The 19,496-nt window shown below is 70.1% G+C and carries 18 protein-coding genes and 1 tRNA gene; 16 read left to right on the top strand and 3 right to left on the bottom strand.

The window, feature by feature from the left end; genetic code table 11:
* The first annotated feature begins 82 nt into the window (after positions 1 to 82).
* Positions 83 to 580, top strand: coding sequence for a nucleoside deaminase (locus tag IE269_RS11000; RefSeq protein ID WP_189822644.1), 498 nt, complete (start codon positions 83 to 85; stop codon positions 578 to 580).
* A gap of 32 nt (positions 581 to 612) precedes the next feature.
* Here IE269_RS11000 and IE269_RS10995 read toward each other — a convergent pair whose 3' ends face one another.
* Positions 613 to 2,148, bottom strand: a complete 1,536-nt coding sequence (locus IE269_RS10995) for a helicase HerA-like domain-containing protein (protein WP_189822767.1) — start codon at positions 2,146 to 2,148, stop codon at positions 613 to 615.
* 115 nt (positions 2,149 to 2,263) lie between these two features.
* Between IE269_RS10995 and IE269_RS10990 the strand changes: the two genes are divergently transcribed.
* Together IE269_RS10990 and IE269_RS10985 are read left to right on the top strand one after the other, a co-directional pair.
* Positions 2,264 to 2,560 (top strand): type II toxin-antitoxin system VapB family antitoxin, encoded by a 297-nt coding sequence (locus IE269_RS10990; RefSeq protein WP_003955420.1) that lies wholly within the window; start codon positions 2,264 to 2,266, stop codon positions 2,558 to 2,560.
* A 147-nt stretch (positions 2,561 to 2,707) separates the two neighbouring features.
* Entirely contained in the window at positions 2,708 to 3,349 is a 642-nt protein-coding gene (locus IE269_RS10985) for a LytR C-terminal domain-containing protein (protein ID WP_189822643.1), read from the top strand.
* A gap of 14 nt (positions 3,350 to 3,363) precedes the next feature.
* Here IE269_RS10985 and upp read toward each other — a convergent pair whose 3' ends face one another.
* Positions 3,364 to 3,999, bottom strand: coding sequence for a uracil phosphoribosyltransferase (gene upp / locus IE269_RS10980; RefSeq protein ID WP_189822642.1), 636 nt, complete (start codon positions 3,997 to 3,999; stop codon positions 3,364 to 3,366).
* Positions 4,000 to 4,120: 121 nt separating this feature from the next.
* On the opposite strand from upp, the gene IE269_RS10975 reads away from it, so the two are divergent.
* The 10 genes from IE269_RS10975 to IE269_RS10930 all read left to right on the top strand — a co-directional run bounded on the left by IE269_RS10975 (position 4,121) and on the right by IE269_RS10930 (position 14,996).
* Entirely contained in the window at positions 4,121 to 4,312 is a 192-nt protein-coding gene (locus tag IE269_RS10975; RefSeq protein WP_189822780.1) for a hypothetical protein, read from the top strand.
* Between the two features lie 167 nt (positions 4,313 to 4,479).
* Positions 4,480 to 5,031 carry a tRNA adenosine deaminase-associated protein gene (locus tag IE269_RS10970; RefSeq protein WP_189822641.1) on the top strand — a complete coding sequence of 184 codons (552 nt, stop codon included), beginning with the start codon at positions 4,480 to 4,482 and terminating at the stop codon, positions 5,029 to 5,031.
* Between the two features lie 59 nt (positions 5,032 to 5,090).
* Positions 5,091 to 5,519, top strand: a complete 429-nt coding sequence (tadA, locus tag IE269_RS10965; protein ID WP_189822640.1) for a tRNA adenosine(34) deaminase TadA — start codon at positions 5,091 to 5,093, stop codon at positions 5,517 to 5,519.
* Between the two features lie 58 nt (positions 5,520 to 5,577).
* A tRNA-Ser gene (locus tag IE269_RS10960) sits at positions 5,578 to 5,667 on the top strand.
* A 197-nt stretch (positions 5,668 to 5,864) separates the two neighbouring features.
* Positions 5,865 to 10,778, top strand: a complete 4,914-nt coding sequence (locus IE269_RS10955; RefSeq protein ID WP_189822639.1) for a CARDB domain-containing protein — start codon at positions 5,865 to 5,867, stop codon at positions 10,776 to 10,778.
* Positions 10,779 to 11,283: 505 nt separating this feature from the next.
* Positions 11,284 to 11,445, top strand: a complete 162-nt coding sequence (locus IE269_RS10950; RefSeq protein WP_189822638.1) for a hypothetical protein — start codon at positions 11,284 to 11,286, stop codon at positions 11,443 to 11,445.
* Between the two features lie 66 nt (positions 11,446 to 11,511).
* Complete coding sequence (locus IE269_RS10945; RefSeq protein WP_189822637.1) at positions 11,512 to 11,805, top strand: Dabb family protein; 294 nt, start codon at positions 11,512 to 11,514, stop codon at positions 11,803 to 11,805.
* Positions 11,806 to 11,994: 189 nt separating this feature from the next.
* A complete protein-coding gene (locus IE269_RS10940; RefSeq protein ID WP_438817534.1) occupies positions 11,995 to 12,969 on the top strand; it encodes an RNA polymerase sigma factor SigF in 975 nt (324 codons plus the stop codon).
* A gap of 223 nt (positions 12,970 to 13,192) precedes the next feature.
* A complete protein-coding gene (locus IE269_RS10935; protein ID WP_189822635.1) occupies positions 13,193 to 14,089 on the top strand; it encodes an RNA polymerase sigma factor SigF in 897 nt (298 codons plus the stop codon).
* Positions 14,090 to 14,210: 121 nt separating this feature from the next.
* A complete protein-coding gene (locus tag IE269_RS10930; RefSeq protein WP_189822634.1) occupies positions 14,211 to 14,996 on the top strand; it encodes a hypothetical protein in 786 nt (261 codons plus the stop codon).
* A 39-nt stretch (positions 14,997 to 15,035) separates the two neighbouring features.
* Here the strand turns inward: IE269_RS10930 and IE269_RS10925 are convergent, their stop codons facing one another.
* Positions 15,036 to 15,260 carry a hypothetical protein gene (locus tag IE269_RS10925; RefSeq protein ID WP_189822633.1) on the bottom strand — a complete coding sequence of 75 codons (225 nt, stop codon included), beginning with the start codon at positions 15,258 to 15,260 and terminating at the stop codon, positions 15,036 to 15,038.
* A 248-nt stretch (positions 15,261 to 15,508) separates the two neighbouring features.
* Here IE269_RS10925 and IE269_RS10920 point away from each other — a divergent pair, with 248 nt between their 5' ends.
* The 3 genes from IE269_RS10920 to IE269_RS10910 all read left to right on the top strand — a co-directional run bounded on the left by IE269_RS10920 (position 15,509) and on the right by IE269_RS10910 (position 19,474).
* Positions 15,509 to 16,036, top strand: coding sequence for a MarR family winged helix-turn-helix transcriptional regulator (locus IE269_RS10920; protein WP_189822632.1), 528 nt, complete (start codon positions 15,509 to 15,511; stop codon positions 16,034 to 16,036).
* A 102-nt stretch (positions 16,037 to 16,138) separates the two neighbouring features.
* A complete protein-coding gene (locus IE269_RS10915) occupies positions 16,139 to 18,514 on the top strand; it encodes an MFS transporter (RefSeq protein WP_472941470.1) in 2,376 nt (791 codons plus the stop codon).
* Between the two features lie 141 nt (positions 18,515 to 18,655).
* The gene (locus IE269_RS10910) at positions 18,656 to 19,474 is read left to right on the top strand and encodes a YceI family protein (protein ID WP_189822630.1); all 819 of its coding nucleotides are present in this window, start codon (positions 18,656 to 18,658) and stop codon (positions 19,472 to 19,474) included.
* Positions 19,475 to 19,496 lie beyond the last annotated feature (22 nt).

Below are 19,496 nucleotides of genomic sequence, written 5' to 3'. Positions count from 1 at the left end.
CGCCTCTCGGGGCGGGGGCGACGTTTCACGTGAAACGTCACCCCCGCCCACCCCCTCCCCACCCCCCGGAAAGGAAATGACCATGGACTTCGCCCAGCGCACCATCGACATCGCCCGAGCCAACGTGGAGGAGGGCGGGCGGCCCTTCGCCACCGTCATCGTCCGCGACGGCGAGATCGTCGCCGAGAGCGGCAACAAGGTCGCCCAGACCGGGGACCCGACGGCCCACGCCGAGATCCTGGCGATCCGTGAGGCGTGCACGAAGCTCGGCACGGAGCACCTCACGGACTGCACGATCTACGTACTGGCCCACCCCTGCCCGATGTGCCTCGGCTCGCTGTACTACTGCTCGCCGGCAGAGGTCGTGTTCCTCACGACACGCGAGGAGTACGAGCCGCACTACGTGGACGACCGCAAGTACTTCGAACTCGGCACCTTCTACGAGGAGATCGCCAAGCCCTGGCAGGAACGGCGCCTGCCGATGCGCCACGACTCGCGGGCGGAGGCGGTCGACGTCTACCGCGACTGGCAGTCCCGCAACGGCGGCCACCGCCACGTCCCCAACACCCCGACCGCCTGACCCCCGCCCTCCGGTCTCCCGGCCCCCGGAACTCATCGCCTCCGGCGCGAGGTGCCGAAGATGGAGCGGCTGATCTCCCGGCCCAGCTGCGTCCCGATGGAGCGGGCGAGGGACTTGAACATCCCGCTCCCCACCACCTGCTCGATCAGCGAAGGGTCGTCCCGCTCCGGAGCGGGAGCCGGCGCTGCGGGCGGCGGGACCACCGCCTCCGGGGTCTGGAGCTTCTCGTACGCCGACTCCCGGTCGATCGCCTCCGCGTACCGCCCGTACAGCAGCGAGGACTTGACCGCCCGGTCGAGGACGTCCTCCCCCACCGGCCCCATCAGCGACTGCGGCGCCCGCAGGCGGGTCGCGGCGACCGGCGTCGGGGCGCCCTTCTCGCTCAGGACCGTGATCACCGCTTCGCCCGTGCCGAGGCCGGTCAGGACCTCCTCCAGGTCGTAGGGGGAGTTCGGGAAGGTCTTCACCGTGGCCTTGAGAGCCTTCGCGTCGTCCGGCGTGAAGGCCCTCAGCGCGTGCTGGACGCGGTTGCCGAGCTGGGCAAGGACGTCCGACGGGACGTCCTTCGGTGTCTGCGTCACGAAGAAGACGCCGACTCCCTTGGAGCGGATCAGGCGCACGGTCTGCGTGATCGACTCCAGGAAGGCCTTCGATGCCCCGTTGAACAGCAGGTGCGCCTCGTCGAAGAAGAAGACGAGCTTGGGGCGGTCCAGGTCGCCGACCTCCGGGAGGTCGTGGAAGAGGTCCGCGAGCAGCCACATCAGGAAGGTGGAGAAGAGCTGGGGATTGCGCTGTACGGCGGCCAGCTCCAGGACGGAGACCAGGCCCCGCCCGTCCGGCGCCTGCCGCAGCAGCTCGCTCGTGTCGAATTCGGGTTCGCCGAAGAACTCGCCCGCCCCCTGCTGCTCGAAGGCCGTCAGCGCGCGCAGGATCACCCCGGCCGTCACCGTCGACAGACCGCCGATCCCCTTCAGCTCGGGCTTCCCCACGTCGGAGGTGAGGAAGGCGACGACCGCCCGCAGGTCCTTCAGATCGACGAGTTCCAGCCCTTTCGCGTCCGCGTAGTGGAAGATCAGGCCGAGCGACTGCTCCTGGGTCTGGTTGAGCTGGAGGACCTTGGAGAGGAGTACGGGGCCAAAGCTCGTCACCGTCGCCCGCAGCGGGATGCCGGGGCCGATGCCGCCCAGCGCGTAGAACTCGCAGGGGTGACCCGTGCCCGCCCACTCCTGGCCGACGGCCGCCGCCCGCTCCCGTACCTTCTCGCTCTCCTCGCCCGGCGCGCTGATGCCCGACACGTCGCCCTTGATGTCGGCCAGGAAGACCGGCACACCCTGGGCGGAGAGCTGTTCGGCGATCAGCTGGAGGGTCTTGGTCTTGCCGGTGCCGGTCGCGCCCGCCACCAGCCCGTGCCGGTTCAGCATCGCGAGGGGGATGCGGATCTGCGCCTCGGGCAGGCAGACCCCGTCCCAGAGCAGCGCACCGAGATCCAGAGCGGGACCCGTGAAGGCGTACCCGCCCGCGATCGCCGCCGCCTCGGGGGCCAAAGAGGCGCCCGCAGCACTGCCCATGTCACCGGAGGGGGTACTTCCGCTCATCGTTTGCTCCCGTTCTGGCGCTGAATACGACCTTTGCATCCCTCCCTCATGGCTGCGCCCGGAGCACCTTCCCCGGTAGGCTTTCCGTGTGATCTTCAAGCGCATCGGAAACGGCCGGCCGTATCCCGACCACGGCCGGGAAAGCACCCGGCAGTGGGCGGATGTCGCGCCGCGCCCGGTCCGCCTCGATCAGCTCGTCACCACCAAGGGCCAGCTGGACCTGGAGACCCTCCTCGCCGAGGACTCCACCTTCTACGGCGACCTCTTCGCGCACGTCGTGAAGTGGCAGGGCGACCTGTATCTGGAGGACGGACTGCACCGCGCGGTCCGCGCCGCGCTCCAGCAGCGCCAGGTGCTGCACGCCCGCGTCCTCGAACTGGGCTGACGCACAAGGGACTTCCCGACGTGCTTCCGGGCCCGTCCGGCATCTGCCACGGCACTCGGGTGTCCCATTGGCCCTTTTGGGTCGGTCATTGACCCATTCGTTGATCATTTAGTACGCATCGGCTCCGGACGGCACTACGCTGCGCCCATGAGCATGCTGACTCCCCCCGGCATGGGCGGAAAGTACCGCATCACGGGTAACGCCTATCCCCGGATGCGCCGTCCCCACCGCCGCCGCCGGATCGCCCTCCTGGCCGTCGCGGCCGTCGTCGCGCTCAGCCTGGCCGGGTGGGGAACGATGCAGCTCATCGACGTCTTCACCGGTGGTGAGAAGAAGGCGGTCGCGGGCGGCAAGAAGCCCGACTGCAAGCCCGCCGCGACCGGCGCGGCCGTCCCGGCGAAGGACGCCGCGAAGATCCCCAAGCCCGCCTCGATCAAGGTCAACGTCTACAACGCGACCGCCCGCGGCGGCCTCGCCAAGCAGGTCGGCGAGGAACTGAAGAAGCGCGGCTTCACCGTGGTCAAGACGGAGAACGCGCCCAAGGAGTACGACAAGAAGGTCAAGGCCGCCGCCCTGCTGGTCGGCGCCCCGAAGTCCCTGGAATCCCAGCTTCCGGTGCTCGGCACGCAGCTCAAGGGCGCCGAGAAGAAGGCCGACGCCCGGGGCACCCAGGAGGTCGATCTGATCATCGGCGACGCCTTCAAGTCCCTGGACGCCAAGAAGGACGCGGACGCGGCCCTGGCCGCACTGGCCAAGCCCGCCCCCGCGCCCTCCGGCGACAAGTGCTGAAAACCCGCTGAGAACTACTCCGCGGTGCCGTACATGCGGTCGCCCGCGTCGCCCAGGCCCGGCACGATGTAGCCGTTCTCGTTGAGGCGCTCGTCGACCGAGGCCGTCACGACCGTCACCGGCGTGCCCGCCAGCTCGCGCTCCATGACCTCCACGCCCTCCGGCGCGGCAAGGAGCACGACCGCGGTGACGTCGTCAGCACCGCGCTTGATGAGCTCCTGGATGGCCGCCACCAGCGTGCCGCCGGTCGCCAGCATCGGGTCGAGGACGTAGACCTGGCGGCCGGAGAGGTCCTCCGGCATCCGGGTCGCGTACGTCTCCGCCTGGAGGGTCTCCTCGTTGCGGATCATGCCGAGGAAGCCCACTTCGGCGGTCGGCAGCAGCCGGACCATGCCGTCGAGCATGCCGAGGCCGGCCCGCAGGATCGGGACGACCAGGGGGCGCGGGTAGGACAGCTTGACGCCCGTGGTCGGGGTGACCGGGGTCTCGATGTCGACCTGCTCGGTGCGCACGTCCCGGGTGGCCTCGTACGCGAGCAGGGTGACCAGCTCGTCGGCGAGGCGCCGGAAGGTGGGGGAATCGGTGCGCTTGTCGCGCAGCGTGGTGAGTTTGTGCGCCACCAGCGGGTGGTCGACGACGTGTATCCGCATGTTTCCACAGTAACCGGGCGTGCCGGGCCCCTGCCCCTCCGCGGGCCCGGCTCGCATCATCCGGGGCACCGGAGGGAAGGTGAAGACGTACCAAATACGTCTCATCAGGACGGTGCGGGTCATGACGCAGCAGCCAGAACAGGACATCGACGAGCAGCGCGCCGAGGAGACCGACGCGGCCAGGAGGCGGCGACGCGCCCAGTTCCTGCGGGAACTCAACGAGGCCAAGGAGCTGCGCGACCGGGTCCAGCCGAGGCGGGCGAGGGCGGCCAGAATGCGCCAGCAGATGCGGATGCGGACCTTCCGCTGGTAGTCGCGGAACCGGCCCGAAATGCGCGGCGAACAGGTCACCCACCGGACTGATGCACGACGCAAGAGCGGAAGACATCCCGCTCGGGACTGGTTTCTGTCACGATTCCGATTGGGCGGGGCCGTCTGAGCACCGCTGAATCGTCACCTCTGACCAGTGGGAGAGTCACGGTGTACTTCGCCGCACTGCTCGCGCGCACCGAAGACGGATGGGAAGCGAGCGACACGGAGCTCGACGACGTGGAGTCCCTTGCGGACCTCGTCGAACTTGCCCGCGAGGGCTCGGTGGACGACGACATGGTGCTCGTCTTCATCGAGCAGGAGGACGCCTGGTTCGGCGTCGTCCGCGTGGAGGAACTGGAGGACCCGCGGATCTACGTCTCGGACGCAGCCGCAGCCGCCCGTTCCTCCTACGGAGAGATCCTCACCGACGAACTGCTCGGCTCCGACGACGACGTCGACGCCGACCTGGAAGCGCTGGACCTCGACGGCACCGAGGACGGTGAGAGCGAGGCGCAGGAGGACGACGACCAGGAGTCCGAGACCGCCGTCGCGCTCGTGCCGGCCCAGGGGGGTCCCGCGGTCGCGGGCCCGGCCGGGGACCGGCTGATCCTGGCCGACCTGGGCCTGTCCGAGAAGGAGCTGCTCGCCCTCGACAGCGACGCGCTGTCCACGATCGCCGAGGCACTGGGGGCCGCGGAGATCCTGGAGGCCGTGCGCTAGTGCCCCAGGGAGAACCCACCGATATTTCCGATCCCGTACGAGATCCATGGCGTACGGCGATGACGCTCGCCCTGGCCGAGGCGGCAGCGGCGGCGGCGGCCGGTGATGTGCCGGTCGGCGCCGTCCTGCTGGCCCCGGACGGGGAGGTGCTCGCCACCGGGCACAACGAGCGCGAGCTGCACGGCGACCCGACCGCGCACGCCGAGGTGCTGGCGGTGCGGCGGGGCGCGGAGAAGCTCGAGGAGTGGCGGCTGACCGGGTGCACGCTGGTGGTCACCCTGGAGCCGTGCACGATGTGCGCGGGCGCGATCCAGCAGTCGCGTCTGGAGCGGGTCGTGTACGGGGCCCGGGACGAGAAGGCCGGTGCGGCGGGCTCCCTGTGGGACCTGCTGCGCGACCGGCGGCTCAACCACCGGCCCGAGGTGATCGCGGGCGTGCGCGAGGAGGAGTGCGCTGAGCAGCTGACGGCGTTCTTCCGGGACAGGTAGCCCCGGCCAGTGGTTATCGGTTTCGGAGCACTGCCCCGCGTGTACTAGACTCTGTCTCGGTAGCGTGTCCGAGTGGCCTAAGGAGCACGCCTCGAAAGCGTGTGATGGTGCAAGCTATCCGTGGGTTCAAATCCCACCGCTACCGCCATCAGACGAAAGCCCCTCCGGGAGACCGGAGGGGCTTTCGTCATGTCCGGGGCCGTCTTCATGTCCGGGGCCGTCTTCGCATGACGCGCCCCCGTTCGGCCGTATCAGGACAAAAGGTATGTCTTTCCGCTTAGCGTTCTGCCTGATCGCGGGGCCGGGCGCCCGCCTGTCCCTTCAGAGGTACGGAAGAGGCAGAGCATGCGACGGATTTGGGCTGCCGTGACGGCGGTGCTGACCAGCACCGCCCTCCTGGGCGCAGCCGCACCGGGCCATCTGGCGGACCAGCCGCCACCAGCGCCGGAGAAGAAGCGGTCCGCCGTGGGGCCGGGGGTGGTGTATCCGCTGCTCTCCAACGACCCGCAGATCAACAAGAACGACCTGCTCGGCGACCACCGGATCATCAACGGCGACGTCATCAAGAGCAACTGGGACATCCAGCCGGGTCCCGACGGCCGCCCGGGCGTGCGCAAGCTGGACTACGACTTCGCGGGCGGGGGCGGCTGGTACTACGGCGAGAAGCTGTGGGGCGGCGACGGCGACAACGTCTACCTGGACCGCGACGACTTCTTCCGGGGCGTGAAGGGGCAGGGCGACGAGAAGGTCGCTCTCGACCGGCTGCGGCTGAAGATCAAGCCGTTGGGCCCGGCGGGCAAGAAGGTCGAGCTGTTCATCGGGCTCCAGGACAAGGCGGGCAAGAAGGCCTGGCACGTCGAGGAGTTCCCGGCCGGGGACACCTGGCAGACCGTCGACCTGCCGCTGGACTTCACCGACCGGACGGCCTGGAACGCCGGTTCGCCCGGCAGCGTCAATCCGCACGAGCTGGTGGACTTCCTCATCAACGAGGACCCGGTCGGCGCGGACGGCATCAGCAAGGGCACGATCCTGGTCGACGACATCGAGTTCGTCGACAGCGACGGCGTGCCCGAGGACTTCGCGACCGCCTCCGACGACCGGATCCTGGAGCTCGCCGAGAAGCGCGCCTTCCAGTACTTCATCGACTACTACCACGAGCCGTCCGGCCTCTGGCAGTCCGAGACGACCAAGCTCTGGCAGATCAACATCTCCGCCACCGGGTACGGGCTGAGCGCGATGGCGATCGGCGAGCAGCGCGGCTGGATCACCCGGCAGGAGGCGCTGGCCCGGGTCAAGAACACACTGCGCAAGCTGTACGACGGCCAGACGGCCGGCGCCGACCAGGAGGACAGCCTCAACCAGAACGGCTATCGCGGCCTGTACTGGCACTGGACCAACAGCGAACGCAAGCGGGCCTTCGGCGAGCTGTCGACCGTCGACTCGGGCTTCCTGCTGATGGGCGTCCAGCACATCCGCGAGTACTACCGGGACGACCCGGAGGTCCTCGACCTCGCCACGAAGATCATCGAGCGGGTCGACTGGGACTGGATGACGGACAAGCGGCCCGGGAAGGTGCCGTTCCAGTTCTTCAGCTGGTACCCGGACTCGCACTGCAACTCCCGGCTGAAGCCCGAGGACCGGATTCCGGCGAAGGGCGGCAAGGGCTGCCACCAGGACGAGCACTGGGACCGGCCGACCGACGAGGGCTTCGTGGTCCAGTTGCAGGCGGGGGGCTCGACCACGCATCCCGCGCCGACGGATGCCTGGTTCAAGTGGTCGCGGGAGCGGCGTGCGTACAAGGGCATCGAGCTGGTCCCGACCTTCGAGGGATCGATGTTCGCGTACATGTTCACGCACGGGTGGATCGACTTCGGGCGGCTCGGCAAGGAGACCCTGCCGGGGCAGCAGGACCAGGCGGTGGACTGGCACGAGAACACCGGGCTCGCGGCGAAGGCGGCGCGCCAATTCGCCATCGACCAGAACCAGTTGCTGCCGGACATCATGCGGGAGTACGGTCCGGACGCCTGGGGCCGCAGCGACGCGGACGGGCCGCCCGCCGACCCCGAGGACACCCCGAAGAACGGCAGTTACCGGGTGTACGGGTCGCCGCCGCTGCGCGGCGGGCACTACCACAGCGACAACACGCTCCAGCCGCACGCGGCCGGTTCGGTGGTGCCCTTCTTCCCGGCCGAATCCATCCGCGCCGTACGGCACTTCATGCAGGTGCCGAAGGTCTGGCACCCGCGGCTCGGGCTCAACTACTCGTACACGTCGCGGGCATTGAGCGCGGACGAGCTGGGCGAGGCGTACCGCAAGAACATGAAGCCGGGGACGAGCGCGAAGGACGCCGCGGAGGACGAGGCCTTCGAGCGGGCGAACGCGGCCAACTACCCGGGCCTGCCCTGGTACTCGCGCAAGCTGTCCGGGATGAGCCAGGGCGGCATGATGTTCGCCATCGACAACTACCGGGGCGGCAAGACCCAGCGCGACACCATGCGCAGCCCCGACCTGCGGAAGGCCATCTGCGCGCCCTGGCCCAACGACGTGGTCTGCAAGGACTCCGACCTGGAGGTGAAGGTCGCCCCGTCCGGCCCGGAGGCCGAGACCGGCAAGCCGCACAAGGTGACCGTCACGGTCACCAACAAGGGCCCGGACGCCGCTGTCGACTCGGTGATCGCGATCAGCCCGGGTCCTGGGCTGACGTACGCGGGCGACAAGGAATGGAAGATTCCGGCACTCGCCGTCGGCCAGACCCTCACCCGCGAGATCGAGGTCACCGGCTCCGCGCCCGGTGACGTGACGGTCGACGCGGCGGTGAAGTCGGTGGAGACCATCGACAAGGCCGCGGCGAACGACAAGGCCTCGGGCCCGTTCAAGGTCGTCGACAAGGCGGTCGAGCCGAAGAAGAGCGATGTGGAGGTGTCCGTGGCCTCGCCCGGGGACGCCACCACGGGCACGCCGCACAAGGTGACGGTGACCTTCACCAACCACGGGCCCGACCCGGCGAAGGACGCCGTGGTCACGATCAGGCCGGGTGCGGGGCTCACGCCCGGCGGTGACGTGGAGTGGAAGGTTCCGGCGCTGGCCGTCGGGGAGTCGGTCACCCAGGAGGTCGAGGTGACCCCGTCGAAGGCGGGCGAGGGCAGGATCGACGCCTCGGTCACCTCGCTGGGCACCACCGACGACGTACCCGGCAATGACAAGGGGAGCGTCACCTTCCAGGTGAAGGACACCCCGCCCTCGCCCAAGAAGAGCGACCTGGAGGTGAAGGCGACCGCCGCCGACGGCACCGCCACCACCGGCACGCCGCACAAGGTCACCCTCACCCTCACCAACAACGGCCCCGACGAGGCGAAGGACGCCGTCGTGACGATCGAGCCGGGGGCCGGGCTCACCGTCGCCGGCGGTACGGAGTGGAAGGTTCCGGCGCTCGCGGTCGGGCAGTCCGTCACCAGGGAGGTCGAGGTGACGGCCACGAGCGCGGGCGAGAAGAGTCTCGGCGCCACCGTCGCCTCGGCGCTCACCGACCCCGTACCGGCCAACAACAGGGGGAGCGTCACCTTCCAGGCGAAGGCCACCGCCCCGCCGGTGAAGAAGACCGACGTCGAGCTGAAGGTGACCGCGCCCCCGGGCGAGGCCGAGCCCGGCAAGCCGGTCAAGGTCACGGTGACCTTCACCAACCACGGGCCCGACGAGGCCACCGACGCCGTCGTGAAGATCAACCCGGGGGCGGGGCTCGCCCCGGCGGGCGACGTCGAGTGGAAGATCCCGGCGCTGGCCGCCGGACAGTCCGTCACCCGGGAGATCGAGGTGACGCCGTCGACGTCCGGGCCCGCCACGGTCGGGGCGCAGCTCGCCTCGCTGGGCACGGTGGACGACGTACCGGGCAACGACAAGGGCTCCGTCACCTTCCAGGTGAAGGACGTGCCGCCGCCGGTGAAGAAGAGCGACGTCGAGGTGACGGTGGCCTCCGTGAGCGGGACGACGGAGACCGGCAAGCCGCACACCGTACGGGTCACCTTCACCAACCACGGGCCGGATGCGGCCGAGGACGCGGTCGTACGGATCGCTCCCGGGCCGGGGCTCGCGCCCGCCGTGGGTGTGGACTGGAAGGTTCCGGCGCTGGCGGCCGGGCAGTCGGTCACCCGGGACGTCGAGGTGACGCCCGGCAGTGCGGGCGAGAAGAAGGTGGACGTCTCCGTCGCCTCGCTGGGCACGGTGGACCCCGTACCCGGCAACGACAAGGGCTCGATCACCTTCCAGGTGAAGGACGTGCCGCCGCCGGTGAAGAAGAGCGACGTGGAGCTGAAGGTGACGGCCGGCGGGGAAGCCACCGCCGGCAAGCCGCACACGGTGCTCGTGACCTTCACCAACCACGGGCCCGACGAGGCCACCGACGCCGTCGTGAAGATCAACCCGGGGGCGGGGCTCGCGCCTGCGGGAGAGATCGCGTGGAAGGTCCCGGCGCTGGCCGTCGGGCAGTCCGTCACGAAGGAGGTCGAGGTGACGGGCGGCGTCGCGGGCGAGGCCCAGGTCACCGCGTCGCTCGGCTCGCTCGGCACGGTCGACCCGACGCCGGGCAACGACACCGGGAGGGTCACCTTCGAGGTGAAGAACCCGGTGGTGGTCCCGCCGGTGGTCAAGAAGGCGGACGTACGGGTCACTCTGCGGGCCGAGCGGACCGCCGTCGCGGTCGGCGAGCGGGTACGGGTGACGGTCACCGCCGCCAACAAGGGTCCGGCGACGGCCGACGACGTGTCCGTGACGGTCGCGCCGGGGGCCGGACTCACCCTGGTCGCGGGCCGGGCGGCGGCCGTGCAGAAGTGGGTCGTCGGCGATCTCCCGGCGGGGCGCAGTGCTTCGCGGGTGTACGTCGCCACGGCGGGCCGGGTCGGGCCGATGCCGCTCGCCGTGGCCGTCACCGGGCGCAACGTGCACAACCCGGGGCCGGTGAACGACGACCGGGCGAGCCTGACCTTCCAGGTGAGGAAGGCGACGACCACACCGGTCAAGCCCGTCAAGCCGGTCAGGCCCACGGGTCACAAGCCCGGTCACGGGCTGCCGGGGCCGCAGGCCCAGGTGCAGTACCTCCAGCCGGTCTCCGGGAAGGCGCCGGCCACCGGCACCCTCGCCGCCGGGGGCCTCGGCGGCGACCCGGCCCTGTGGGTGGTCGGTGCGCTGCTCTGCTTCGGGCTCGGGGCGACCGCGCTGCGGGCAGGGGCGGGGAGCAGGAGAGGGGGCAGGCACAGGCGCCGGTAGGCGGGCAACGTAACGCCTGAGAAAAGCCGTCACGCCTGAGAAAGAGCCGCAACGCCCGGCAAAACCAGAAGCCCCGGCCTTGGGGGAGGCCGGGGCTTCTGGTTGTTCGTGGGGGCACTGCTCGCGGGAGAAAGGTGAGGACGGGGGAAGCGGCATCGGGGGGACAAGCCGCTTCCCCCGATGAGAACGGACCTCCAAGTCCGGGCCGCAGTCAGGGGAGTGCGCGGCGCGGACCCCGCAGTGAGGTCTCGTTCCTCGCCCGGTGGATTCCTGCCAGATCCCTCCGGGCTCATGGACAATCCTGCGCCCCCCGCAAGCCCGACATCCCCGCCGAAGGACCCCCATGGGCGGGCCCTTGGTCCTTAAAGGATGCGTAGGGATCACCGGGACGGAGTGACGGATTCCGGAAGGACTCGCAGGGTGATCGCGTACGCCCACTTGAGTTGTCCGGTCGTACGGTTAGACTCTCGCGACTGCTCAGCGGACCACAGGGGAGGGTCTGGGCATGGACATCAAGAAGGCCATTCTCTACATCTTGGTCGTTTTCGTGCTGTACACGATCATCACCTCCCCGGAGAAGGCGGCCAACATGGTCGGACTAGGCTTCCAGGGCCTGTCCGACGCGGCCAAGGGGATCGGCTCGTTCATGACCAACCTCGTGAAGTAGCCCGTACGCACACCACACCCGTACGTCCCCTGTGCAAGGCCGCTCCTCTTCCCCAAGGAGTGCCCCGTGATCCGCCATCTGGTCCTCTTCAAGCTCAACGAGGGCGTCTCCCGCGACGAGGAGCGCGTGCAGGCCGGTGCGAAGGCCTTCGCCGAGCTGCCCGGCCTGATCCCCGAGCTGGAGTTCTGGGAGTCCGCCTGGAACGTCTCGGACCGCCCGATCGCCTACGACTTCGCCATCAACTCGGCGGTCGCTGACGCCGATGCACTGAAGGCGTACGCCGAGCACCCGGCCCACCAGGCGGCCGTCGCGCAGTGGCGCGAGTTCGCCACCTGGGTCATCGCGGACTACCCGTTCTAGACCCTGCGCAGCCCAGCCCCGCACCCTCCCGGTGCGGGGTTTTTGCATAGTTATGCCCCAACTTGCCCCCAACACGGGGCTATACGGTGCTTGCACACAGTGCACATGTCTTGTGATGCTATGACCGCTTTTGACGGATGAGTGCGACGAAGTGTCCGCTCAACGACCGAAAAAGGGGTGGCGTTGACTGTGCCGGCCAGTACTGCTCCGCAAGCCCCGCCCCAGCAGTCCCAGGGACCGCACGGGCCCCACGGCATCGAGGCGCACGCCGCCGTCCCCACCGCAGGGCCCCCCACCGCCGGGGCCCCCACCGCGGGGGCCCCCACCGCCGGGGCCCCCGCCGTCGAGACCCCCCTCGTCGAAACCCCCGACCAGGACCCCTCGACCCCCGCCCCGCGCACCCGCGGCGCCGACACCCGCGCCCTCACCCAGGTGCTGTTCGGCCAGCTCAAGGGCCTGGCCCCCGGCTGCGGGGAGCACTCGCGGGTGCGGGCCGCGCTGATCGAGGCGAACCTGCCACTGGTCCGGTACGCCGCCGCGCGCTTCCGCAGCCGCAACGAGCCGATGGAGGACGTCGTCCAGGTCGGCACCATCGGCCTGATCAACGCGATCGACCGCTTCGACCCGGACCGGGGCGTCCAGTTCCCCACCTTCGCGATGCCCACCGTCGTGGGCGAGATCAAGCGCTACTTCCGCGACAACGTCCGCACCGTGCACGTCCCCCGGCGCCTCCACGAGCTGTGGGTGCAGGTCAACGGCGCCACCGAGGACCTCACCACGCTCCACGGCCGCTCCCCCACCACCGTCGAGATCGCCGAGCGGCTGCGGATCACCGAGGAGGAGGTGCTCGCCTGCATCGAGGCCGGCCGCAGCTATCACGCCACCTCTCTGGAGGCCGCCCAGGAGGGCGACGGGCTGCCCGGACTGCTGGACAGGCTGGGGTACGAGGACCCCGCGCTCGCCGGGGTCGAGCACCGCGATCTGGTCCGCCACCTGCTCGTACAGCTCCCGGAGCGGGAGCAGCGCATCCTGATGCTCCGCTACTACAGCAACCTGACACAGTCTCAGATCAGCGCCGAACTGGGCGTTTCCCAGATGCATGTGTCGCGTTTGCTCGCCCGCAGCTTCGCACGCCTGAGGTCCGCAAATAGGATCGAGGCGTAACCCTCCCGGGTAGAACCCGAAGGAAGCTGTGGGGGGAAGAAATGCCGCACACCCCCTCTTTCCTGCATGTATTTGTCGACTTGGCGCTACAGCGTGTTGCCGACATGTGACATTCTGCTGGAACCGCGTTTGCCGCAGCTCCGCCTCCGGTATTCAGGTGGAGGCTGCTTCCTTCGACGGGAAGCGTCTGCCGCTACCGTCCGCGACCCTAAGAGGGGGTGGCATGTCCGTAGAACAGGGCAGTTCGAAGGTGCTCATCAAGGATGCGCCCGACATGCTCGACCGCGCTCCGGCGATGACCGCGATCCCGGCCCAGCCGGTGCCCGCGCCCGCGCCGCCGATCGTCTCCCAGCCGGAGGCACTCGACACCCGCACGCTGTCCCGCTCCCTGTTCCTGCGGCTCGCCGTCCTCGACAAGGACAGCCCGGAACGCACGTACGTCCGCGACACCCTCATTGAGCTGAACCTCCCGCTCGTGCGGTACGCGGCGGCCCGCTTCCGCTCGCGCAACGAGCCGATGGAGGACATCGTCCAGGTCGGCACCATCGGCCTGATCAAGGCGATCGACCGCTTCGACTGCCAACGCGGGGTGGAATTCCCGACGTTCGCGATGCCGACCGTGGTCGGCGAGATCAAGCGCTTCTTCCGCGACACCTCGTGGTCGGTGCGCGTCCCGCGCCGCCTCCAGGAGCTGCGCCTCGCCCTCACCAAGGCCTCCGACGAGCTGGCCCAGAAGCTCGACCGCTCGCCGACCGTGCCCGAACTCGCCGCCGTACTGGGCGTGTCCGAGGAGGACGTGGTCGACGGCCTCGCGGTCGGCAACGCGTACACCGCCTCCTCGCTGGACTCGCCCTCCCCCGAGGACGACGGCGGCGAGGGCTCCCTCGCGGACCGCCTCGGCTACGAGGACACGGCCCTCGAAGGCGTCGAGTACCGCGAGTCGCTGAAGCCGCTGCTCGCCAAACTTCCGCCGCGCGAACGGCAGATCATCATGCTCCGCTTCTTCGCGAACATGACCCAGTCGCAGATCGGCGAGGAGGTCGGCATCTCCCAGATGCACGTCTCCCGGCTGCTCACGCGTACGCTCTCGCAGCTGCGGGAAGGCCTGATCGCCGACTGATCGCCGCCCTTCCGGGAGAACTCACCGGGAGGGCTCAACGAGAGAACTCAACCACCGCCCCGTCCGCGCCAAGTCGCCGACGGGGCTGGTTATTTGACGACCCGTCAGTGACACTGGCGCGATGCGACGTCAGGGTGTGGCAGTGGGGGCCGGAGCGGTCGCGCTGTGCCTCGGCGGCCTGCTGGCCGTCGGCGGCGACGGCGGGGGCGGCAAGGGGTTCGTCGCCGTGGGCGCGGCCGGCGGGGGCCCCGAGGGCGCCCCGACGCGCGCGGTGCCGCCCGAGGGGTCGGTCGAGCTGTTCCCGCTGGACGCGCCAGACGCCCGTGGCGGGTCGCGCGGCTCTTCTCCCGGTACGCCGCCGGGCGCGGCCGGTTCCTCCGGTACGTCGCCGGGCTCCTCCGGTGTCACGGGGCCGGGCGGGGCCGGTGGCGCGACGGCGGAAGCCCCCGGGAGCGGGAGCGGCGGACGTACACCCGCTGGAGAGACCCCCTCCGGGCCGGCCTCGAAGCCGCCCGCGTCGAAGCCGCCCGCCTCGAAGCCTCCGGGCTCCGCGAAGCCGCCAAGCCCCGCCGAGCCGCCGGAGCAGAAGCCCCCCGCGAGCCCCGCCGCGCTGACGGTCGGCACGCCCGTGCGGGCGAAGGCGGACCGGCGGTGGTGCGAGAAGGTGACGGTGCGGCTGCGCAACACGGGCGGGACGGCGGTGCGTTCGGGCACCGTGACGTTCGCGACGCACATCATCGGGGCGCTCGGCGTCGACTGGGGGACGCGGACGTCCACCCAGCCTCTCCCGGGCCGGATCGACCCGGGAGAGGCCAGGAACGCGACGTACACCGTGTGCGTGGACGCCTGGCGGGTGCCGCTGGGCATGCACGTGGAGACGCGGAAGGTCTCCGCCACCTGGAAGTAGGGGCGTACGCGAAGGAGGGGACGTACGTAAGGACAGGGATCAGCCGAGCGCGAGCCAGGCCACCGCGGCCAGGATCACCACGACGGCGACGATGCCGATGATCAGGCCCGTCTTGGGGCCCGACGACTGCGCCGCGGGCTGCGAGCGGCGCTGCTGCTGCGCGGGCTCCTCGTCCACGAACGCGCGGAACATCTGGGTGCTGCCCGCCGGGTCGTAATTGCCCTCGGGGCCTTGGCCCTGCGGGGCGTGGGGGTTGTGTGCCATGCGCGAGACCCTAGCGAAAGGAGGTGCCCGAGCGACACCCCAGGGCCCCTCTCCGCGTGGACCTGCGGCTTTACCCCGCCCCCCGGAGCCCTTGACCGGCCGATCACGGAGCCTTTTGGATTCCTTTGCCCCAGAGGCCCGAAATTAATTTGCCTGAAGCAACCAACTAAACCTATCGTTGCCCTAAGCAACAACATGAGCAGCATGCTGGAGCAGCACGCTCGACCCGAAGGCTCACAGGAGGTGCCGTGGCCGCCCAAAGTCAGTACGAGGAACTGGCCCGCCAACTCAGTGCCATCGGTGCGGTGAAGCGGGGACTCGGACGCATCCTGCCCCCCGAGTGCCCGCCCGGTTCCGCTGCCGTACTGACCCTCCTCGACCGGCACGGCGAGATGCGGCTCAGCCGTCTCGCCGAGCTGATGGCGATCGACATGTCGGTCACCAGCCGGCACGTCACCCACGTCGCCGAACGCGGCTGGATCGAGCGCTCGCCCGACCCGGGCGACAAGCGCTCCCGCATCCTCCGCCTGACGCAGGACGGCGACGCCGTCCTGCGCGAGCTGTCCCGACGCACCACCGAAACACTCGCCCACACGCTGGGCGACTGGTCCGACGACGAGGTCGGACGGCTCAACGCGATGCTCGCCCGCCTGCGCGACAGCTTCGGCGACTGCCGTTCCTGGCCGCCCGCGCCGCTCGACTGCACCGCGCTCACCGCCCCGGCACCGGCCGCCGAGGCGCTCTCGACTTCCGCGATACCCGCAACACCCCTGTAAAGGACAAGGATTCCATTGGCTACGACCACACCCACCGGTGTGCGGGGCGGCCACGCCAAGCACGGGGCCTCCCAGGCTCCTGCCTCCGACAGTGCCGCGCCCATGACGCACCGCCAGATCATGGAAGCCCTCGCGGGCCTCCTGCTCGGCATGTTCGTCGCGATGCTGTCGTCGACGATCGTGTCGAACGCCCTTCCCGAGATCATCCGCGACCTCGACGGCACCCAGAGCGCCTACACCTGGGTCGTCACCGCAGCCATGCTGTCCATGGCCGTCACCACCCCCATCTGGGGCAAGATGGCGGACCTGTTCAGCAAGAAGCTGCTGGTCCAGATATCCCTGATCATCTTCGTGCTGGCGTCCGCGCTGGCCGGTCTCTCCCAGAACACCGGAATGCTGATCGGCTTCCGGGTGCTCCAGGGCATCGGCACCGGCGGTCTGGTGGCGCTGTCCCAGATCGTCATCGCCGCGATGATCCCGCCGCGCGAGCGCGGCCGTTACTCCGGCTACATCGGCGCCACCTTCGCGGTCGCCACCGTCGGCGGCCCGCTGCTCGGCGGTGTCATCACCGACACCTCGTGGCTCGGCTGGCGCTGGTGCTTCTACGTGGGCGTGCCGTTCGCGGCCATCGCGCTGATCATCCTACAGAAGACGCTGCACCTGCCGGTGAACAAGCGCAAGGTCAAGATCGACTGGTTCGGCGCGTTCTTCCTCGCCGCCTCGGCCTCGCTGCTGATGATCTGGGTGACCCTCGCGGGCAAGAACTACGACTGGAACTCGTGGCAGACGTACACGATGGTCGGCGGTTCGATCGTCCTCGGCATCATCTTCGTGATCATCGAGTCCAAGGTCGCCGAGCCCCTCATCCCGCTGCGCTTCTTCCGCAACCGCACCATCGCGCTGACCTCGGCGGCGAGCCTGTTCGTCGGTGTCGCGATGTTCGGCTCGACGGTCTTCCTCTCGCAGTACTTCCAGCTCGCCCGGGACAAGTCGCCGACGATGTCCGGCGTCATGACCATCCCGATGATCGCCGGTCTCTTCCTCTCCTCGACGGTCTCCGGCGCGATCATCACCAAGACCGGCCGCTGGAAGGGCTTCCTGGTCGGCGGCGGCGTCGGTCTGACCGCCGGTCTGGGTCTGCTCTCGACCATCGCGTACGACACCGAGTACTGGCAGGTCGCCATCTGGATGGCGATCCTGGGCCTGGGCCTCGGCATGATGATGCAGAACCTGGTCCTCGCCACGCAGAACCAGGTCAAGCCGCAGGAACTGGGCGCCGCCAGCTCGCTGGTCGCCTTCACCCGGACCCTCGGCGGTGCGGTCGGCGTCTCCGCACTCGGCGCGGTGCTCTCCACCCGCATCACGCACTACGTCACCGACGGCCTGACCGCGCTGCACATCAAGCTCCCGGGCGGCGGCGCCAGTGACGGCATTCCCGACATGGACACCCTGCCGCCCCCGATCCGCAAGGTGATGGAGAGCGCGTACGGCGACGGCGTCGCGGACGTCTTCCTCTACGCGGCCCCCTTCGCCCTGGTCGCCCTGCTCCTGGTCCTGTTCGTCAAGGAGGTCGCCCTGAAGACCTCGAATGACGCTGACGCCCCGACCGCCTCCGCCGCCGTCGGCGAGACCCCGGTGGAGGCCGCGGCCGAGGGCCTGGCGGGCATCGCCCCGGTCCACGAGGAGGAGGCCCCGGTGCAGTCGCAGCCCACGGGACGCACCCTGCACGGCACGGTCCGTACCGCCGAGGGCGCTTCGGTCCGCGGCGCGGCGGTCACGCTGATCTCCCTCGCGGGACGCCAGCTGGGCCGCTCGGTGGCCCAGCCCGACGGCCGCTACGCGGTGGACGCCCCGTCCGCCGGCTCGTACGTCCTGATCGCCTCCGCCGACGGCTTCCAGCCGCAGGCCTCGACGGTCACCGTCGGGGACGAGCCGATGGCGTACGACATCCTCCTGTCCGGCACCAGCGGCCTCAGCGGCGCCGTCCGCAGCGCGGCCGACGGCACGGGCGTCCCGGAGGCGATGGTCATCGTGACCGACGTCCGCGGCGACGTGCTGGCCACCGGAAAGTCCAACGAGTCCGGCGAGTTCGCCTTCGCCGAGCTGGTCCCGGGCACGGTGACGGTCGCGGTCAACGCGGCGGGCTTCCGCCCGATGGCGCTCCCCGTCGAGATCGGCGGCACGGGCATCACCCGCATCGAGGCCGTCCTCCAGGCCGGCGCGCTGGTCCAGGGCACGGTCCGGGCGGGCGCCGCCCGCCGCCCGCTCCCCGACGCCCGCGTCACGATCATGGACGCGGCGGGCAACGTGGTCGCGACCTCCACCACCGGTGAGGACGGCGCGTACGCCTTCACCGACCTGGACGCGGGCGAGTACACGGTCATCGCGACGGGCTACCCGCCGGTCGCGGGCAACCTGACGGTGGCGGGGCGCGGCGTGGACGCGCACGACATCGAACTCGCCCACCCGGGCGAGTAGTTCAGACCTCCTGACCCGGGACGCGTGTCGAGCGGAGACGCGTTCCGGGTCGGGCGGAATCGGGGGCGGCGGGCAGGGGACGGCCTGCCGCCCCCTCTTTTCTTTTCTCGGGCTTCGAACACGGCAAGGCAGGTAAGCGGTATGGGACTTCGCGCACAGGTACGGACCCGGGACGGCTGGGCCGTGCAGCACGCGGTGGTGACCGTCACCGACATGACCGGCACGCAGGTGCTGCGGGCGGCGGCAGACGCGGACGGCGTCGTCACGGACACCACCGCCCTGGTCCCCGGCCCGTACACGGTCATCGTGACGGCCGTCGGCTACGCACCGATCGCCTCCACGGCACTGGTGACGGCGGCGGGCCGGATCGACGCGGGCAACGTCGTGCTGACCCGTCAGGGCGGCGTGGAGCTGCCCCCGCCGGGCGTCTGGACCATCGACCCGGTCCACTCCTCCGTGGGCGCGGTCGCCCAGCACCTCGGCATCTCCAGCGTGCGCGGCCGCTTCACCGACTTCTCCGGGCAGATCGAGATCGCCCCGGACGTCGAGAAGTCGCGGGTGGAGGCGGTCATCTCGGCCTCGTCCATCGACACGGGCAACGGGATGCGCGACGGCCACCTGAAGTCGCCCGACTTCCTGGACGTCGAGACGTACCCCTCGATCACCTACCGCAGCACGGGCCTGGTCCCGGCGGGCCCGGACCGCTGGACGGTGCGCGGCGAGCTGTCCCTGCACGGGGTGGTCCGCCCGGTCGACCTGGACCTCAGCTACCTGGGTACGGGCCCGGACCCGTGGGGCGGCGTCCGGGCAGCCTTCCACGCGACGGCGGACCTGCGCCGCGACGACTTCGCCATGAACTACAACCAGGTGGTCCAGGCGGGCATCTCCGCGATCGGCGCGACCCTCCGCGTGGAACTGGACATCCAGGCCGTCCAGGGCGAGACCCTGCCGGGGGCGTAACGGTGTGCGGGGGGGCGGACCG

Origin of the sequence: Streptomyces spiroverticillatus (assembly GCA_014650415.1) — a bacterium.
GTDB classification, from domain to species: Bacteria; Actinomycetota; Actinomycetes; order Streptomycetales; family Streptomycetaceae; genus Streptomyces; species Streptomyces spiroverticillatus.
This window is presented reverse-complemented; position numbering and strand designations above follow the sequence as displayed.

Coding starts and splice junctions, on each gene's coding strand:
- IE269_RS10935 (WP_189822635.1), top strand. CDS start 13,193: ATGTCCGTAGAACAGGGCAGTTCGAAGGTGCTCATCAAGGATGCGCCC.
- IE269_RS10925 (WP_189822633.1), bottom strand. CDS start 15,260: ATGGCACACAACCCCCACGCCCCGCAGGGCCAAGGCCCCGAGGGCAAT.
- IE269_RS10985 (WP_189822643.1), top strand. CDS start 2,708: ATGAGCATGCTGACTCCCCCCGGCATGGGCGGAAAGTACCGCATCACG.
- IE269_RS11000 (WP_189822644.1), top strand. CDS start 83: ATGGACTTCGCCCAGCGCACCATCGACATCGCCCGAGCCAACGTGGAG.
- IE269_RS10975 (WP_189822780.1), top strand. CDS start 4,121: ATGACGCAGCAGCCAGAACAGGACATCGACGAGCAGCGCGCCGAGGAG.
- IE269_RS10915 (WP_472941470.1), top strand. CDS start 16,139: ATGACGCACCGCCAGATCATGGAAGCCCTCGCGGGCCTCCTGCTCGGC.
- IE269_RS10995 (WP_189822767.1), bottom strand. CDS start 2,148: ATGGGCAGTGCTGCGGGCGCCTCTTTGGCCCCCGAGGCGGCGGCGATC.
- IE269_RS10950 (WP_189822638.1), top strand. CDS start 11,284: ATGGACATCAAGAAGGCCATTCTCTACATCTTGGTCGTTTTCGTGCTG.
- IE269_RS10955 (WP_189822639.1), top strand. CDS start 5,865: ATGCGACGGATTTGGGCTGCCGTGACGGCGGTGCTGACCAGCACCGCC.
- tadA (WP_189822640.1), top strand. CDS start 5,091: ATGACGCTCGCCCTGGCCGAGGCGGCAGCGGCGGCGGCGGCCGGTGAT.
- upp (WP_189822642.1), bottom strand. CDS start 3,999: ATGCGGATACACGTCGTCGACCACCCGCTGGTGGCGCACAAACTCACC.
- IE269_RS10930 (WP_189822634.1), top strand. CDS start 14,211: ATGCGACGTCAGGGTGTGGCAGTGGGGGCCGGAGCGGTCGCGCTGTGC.
- IE269_RS10910 (WP_189822630.1), top strand. CDS start 18,656: ATGGGACTTCGCGCACAGGTACGGACCCGGGACGGCTGGGCCGTGCAG.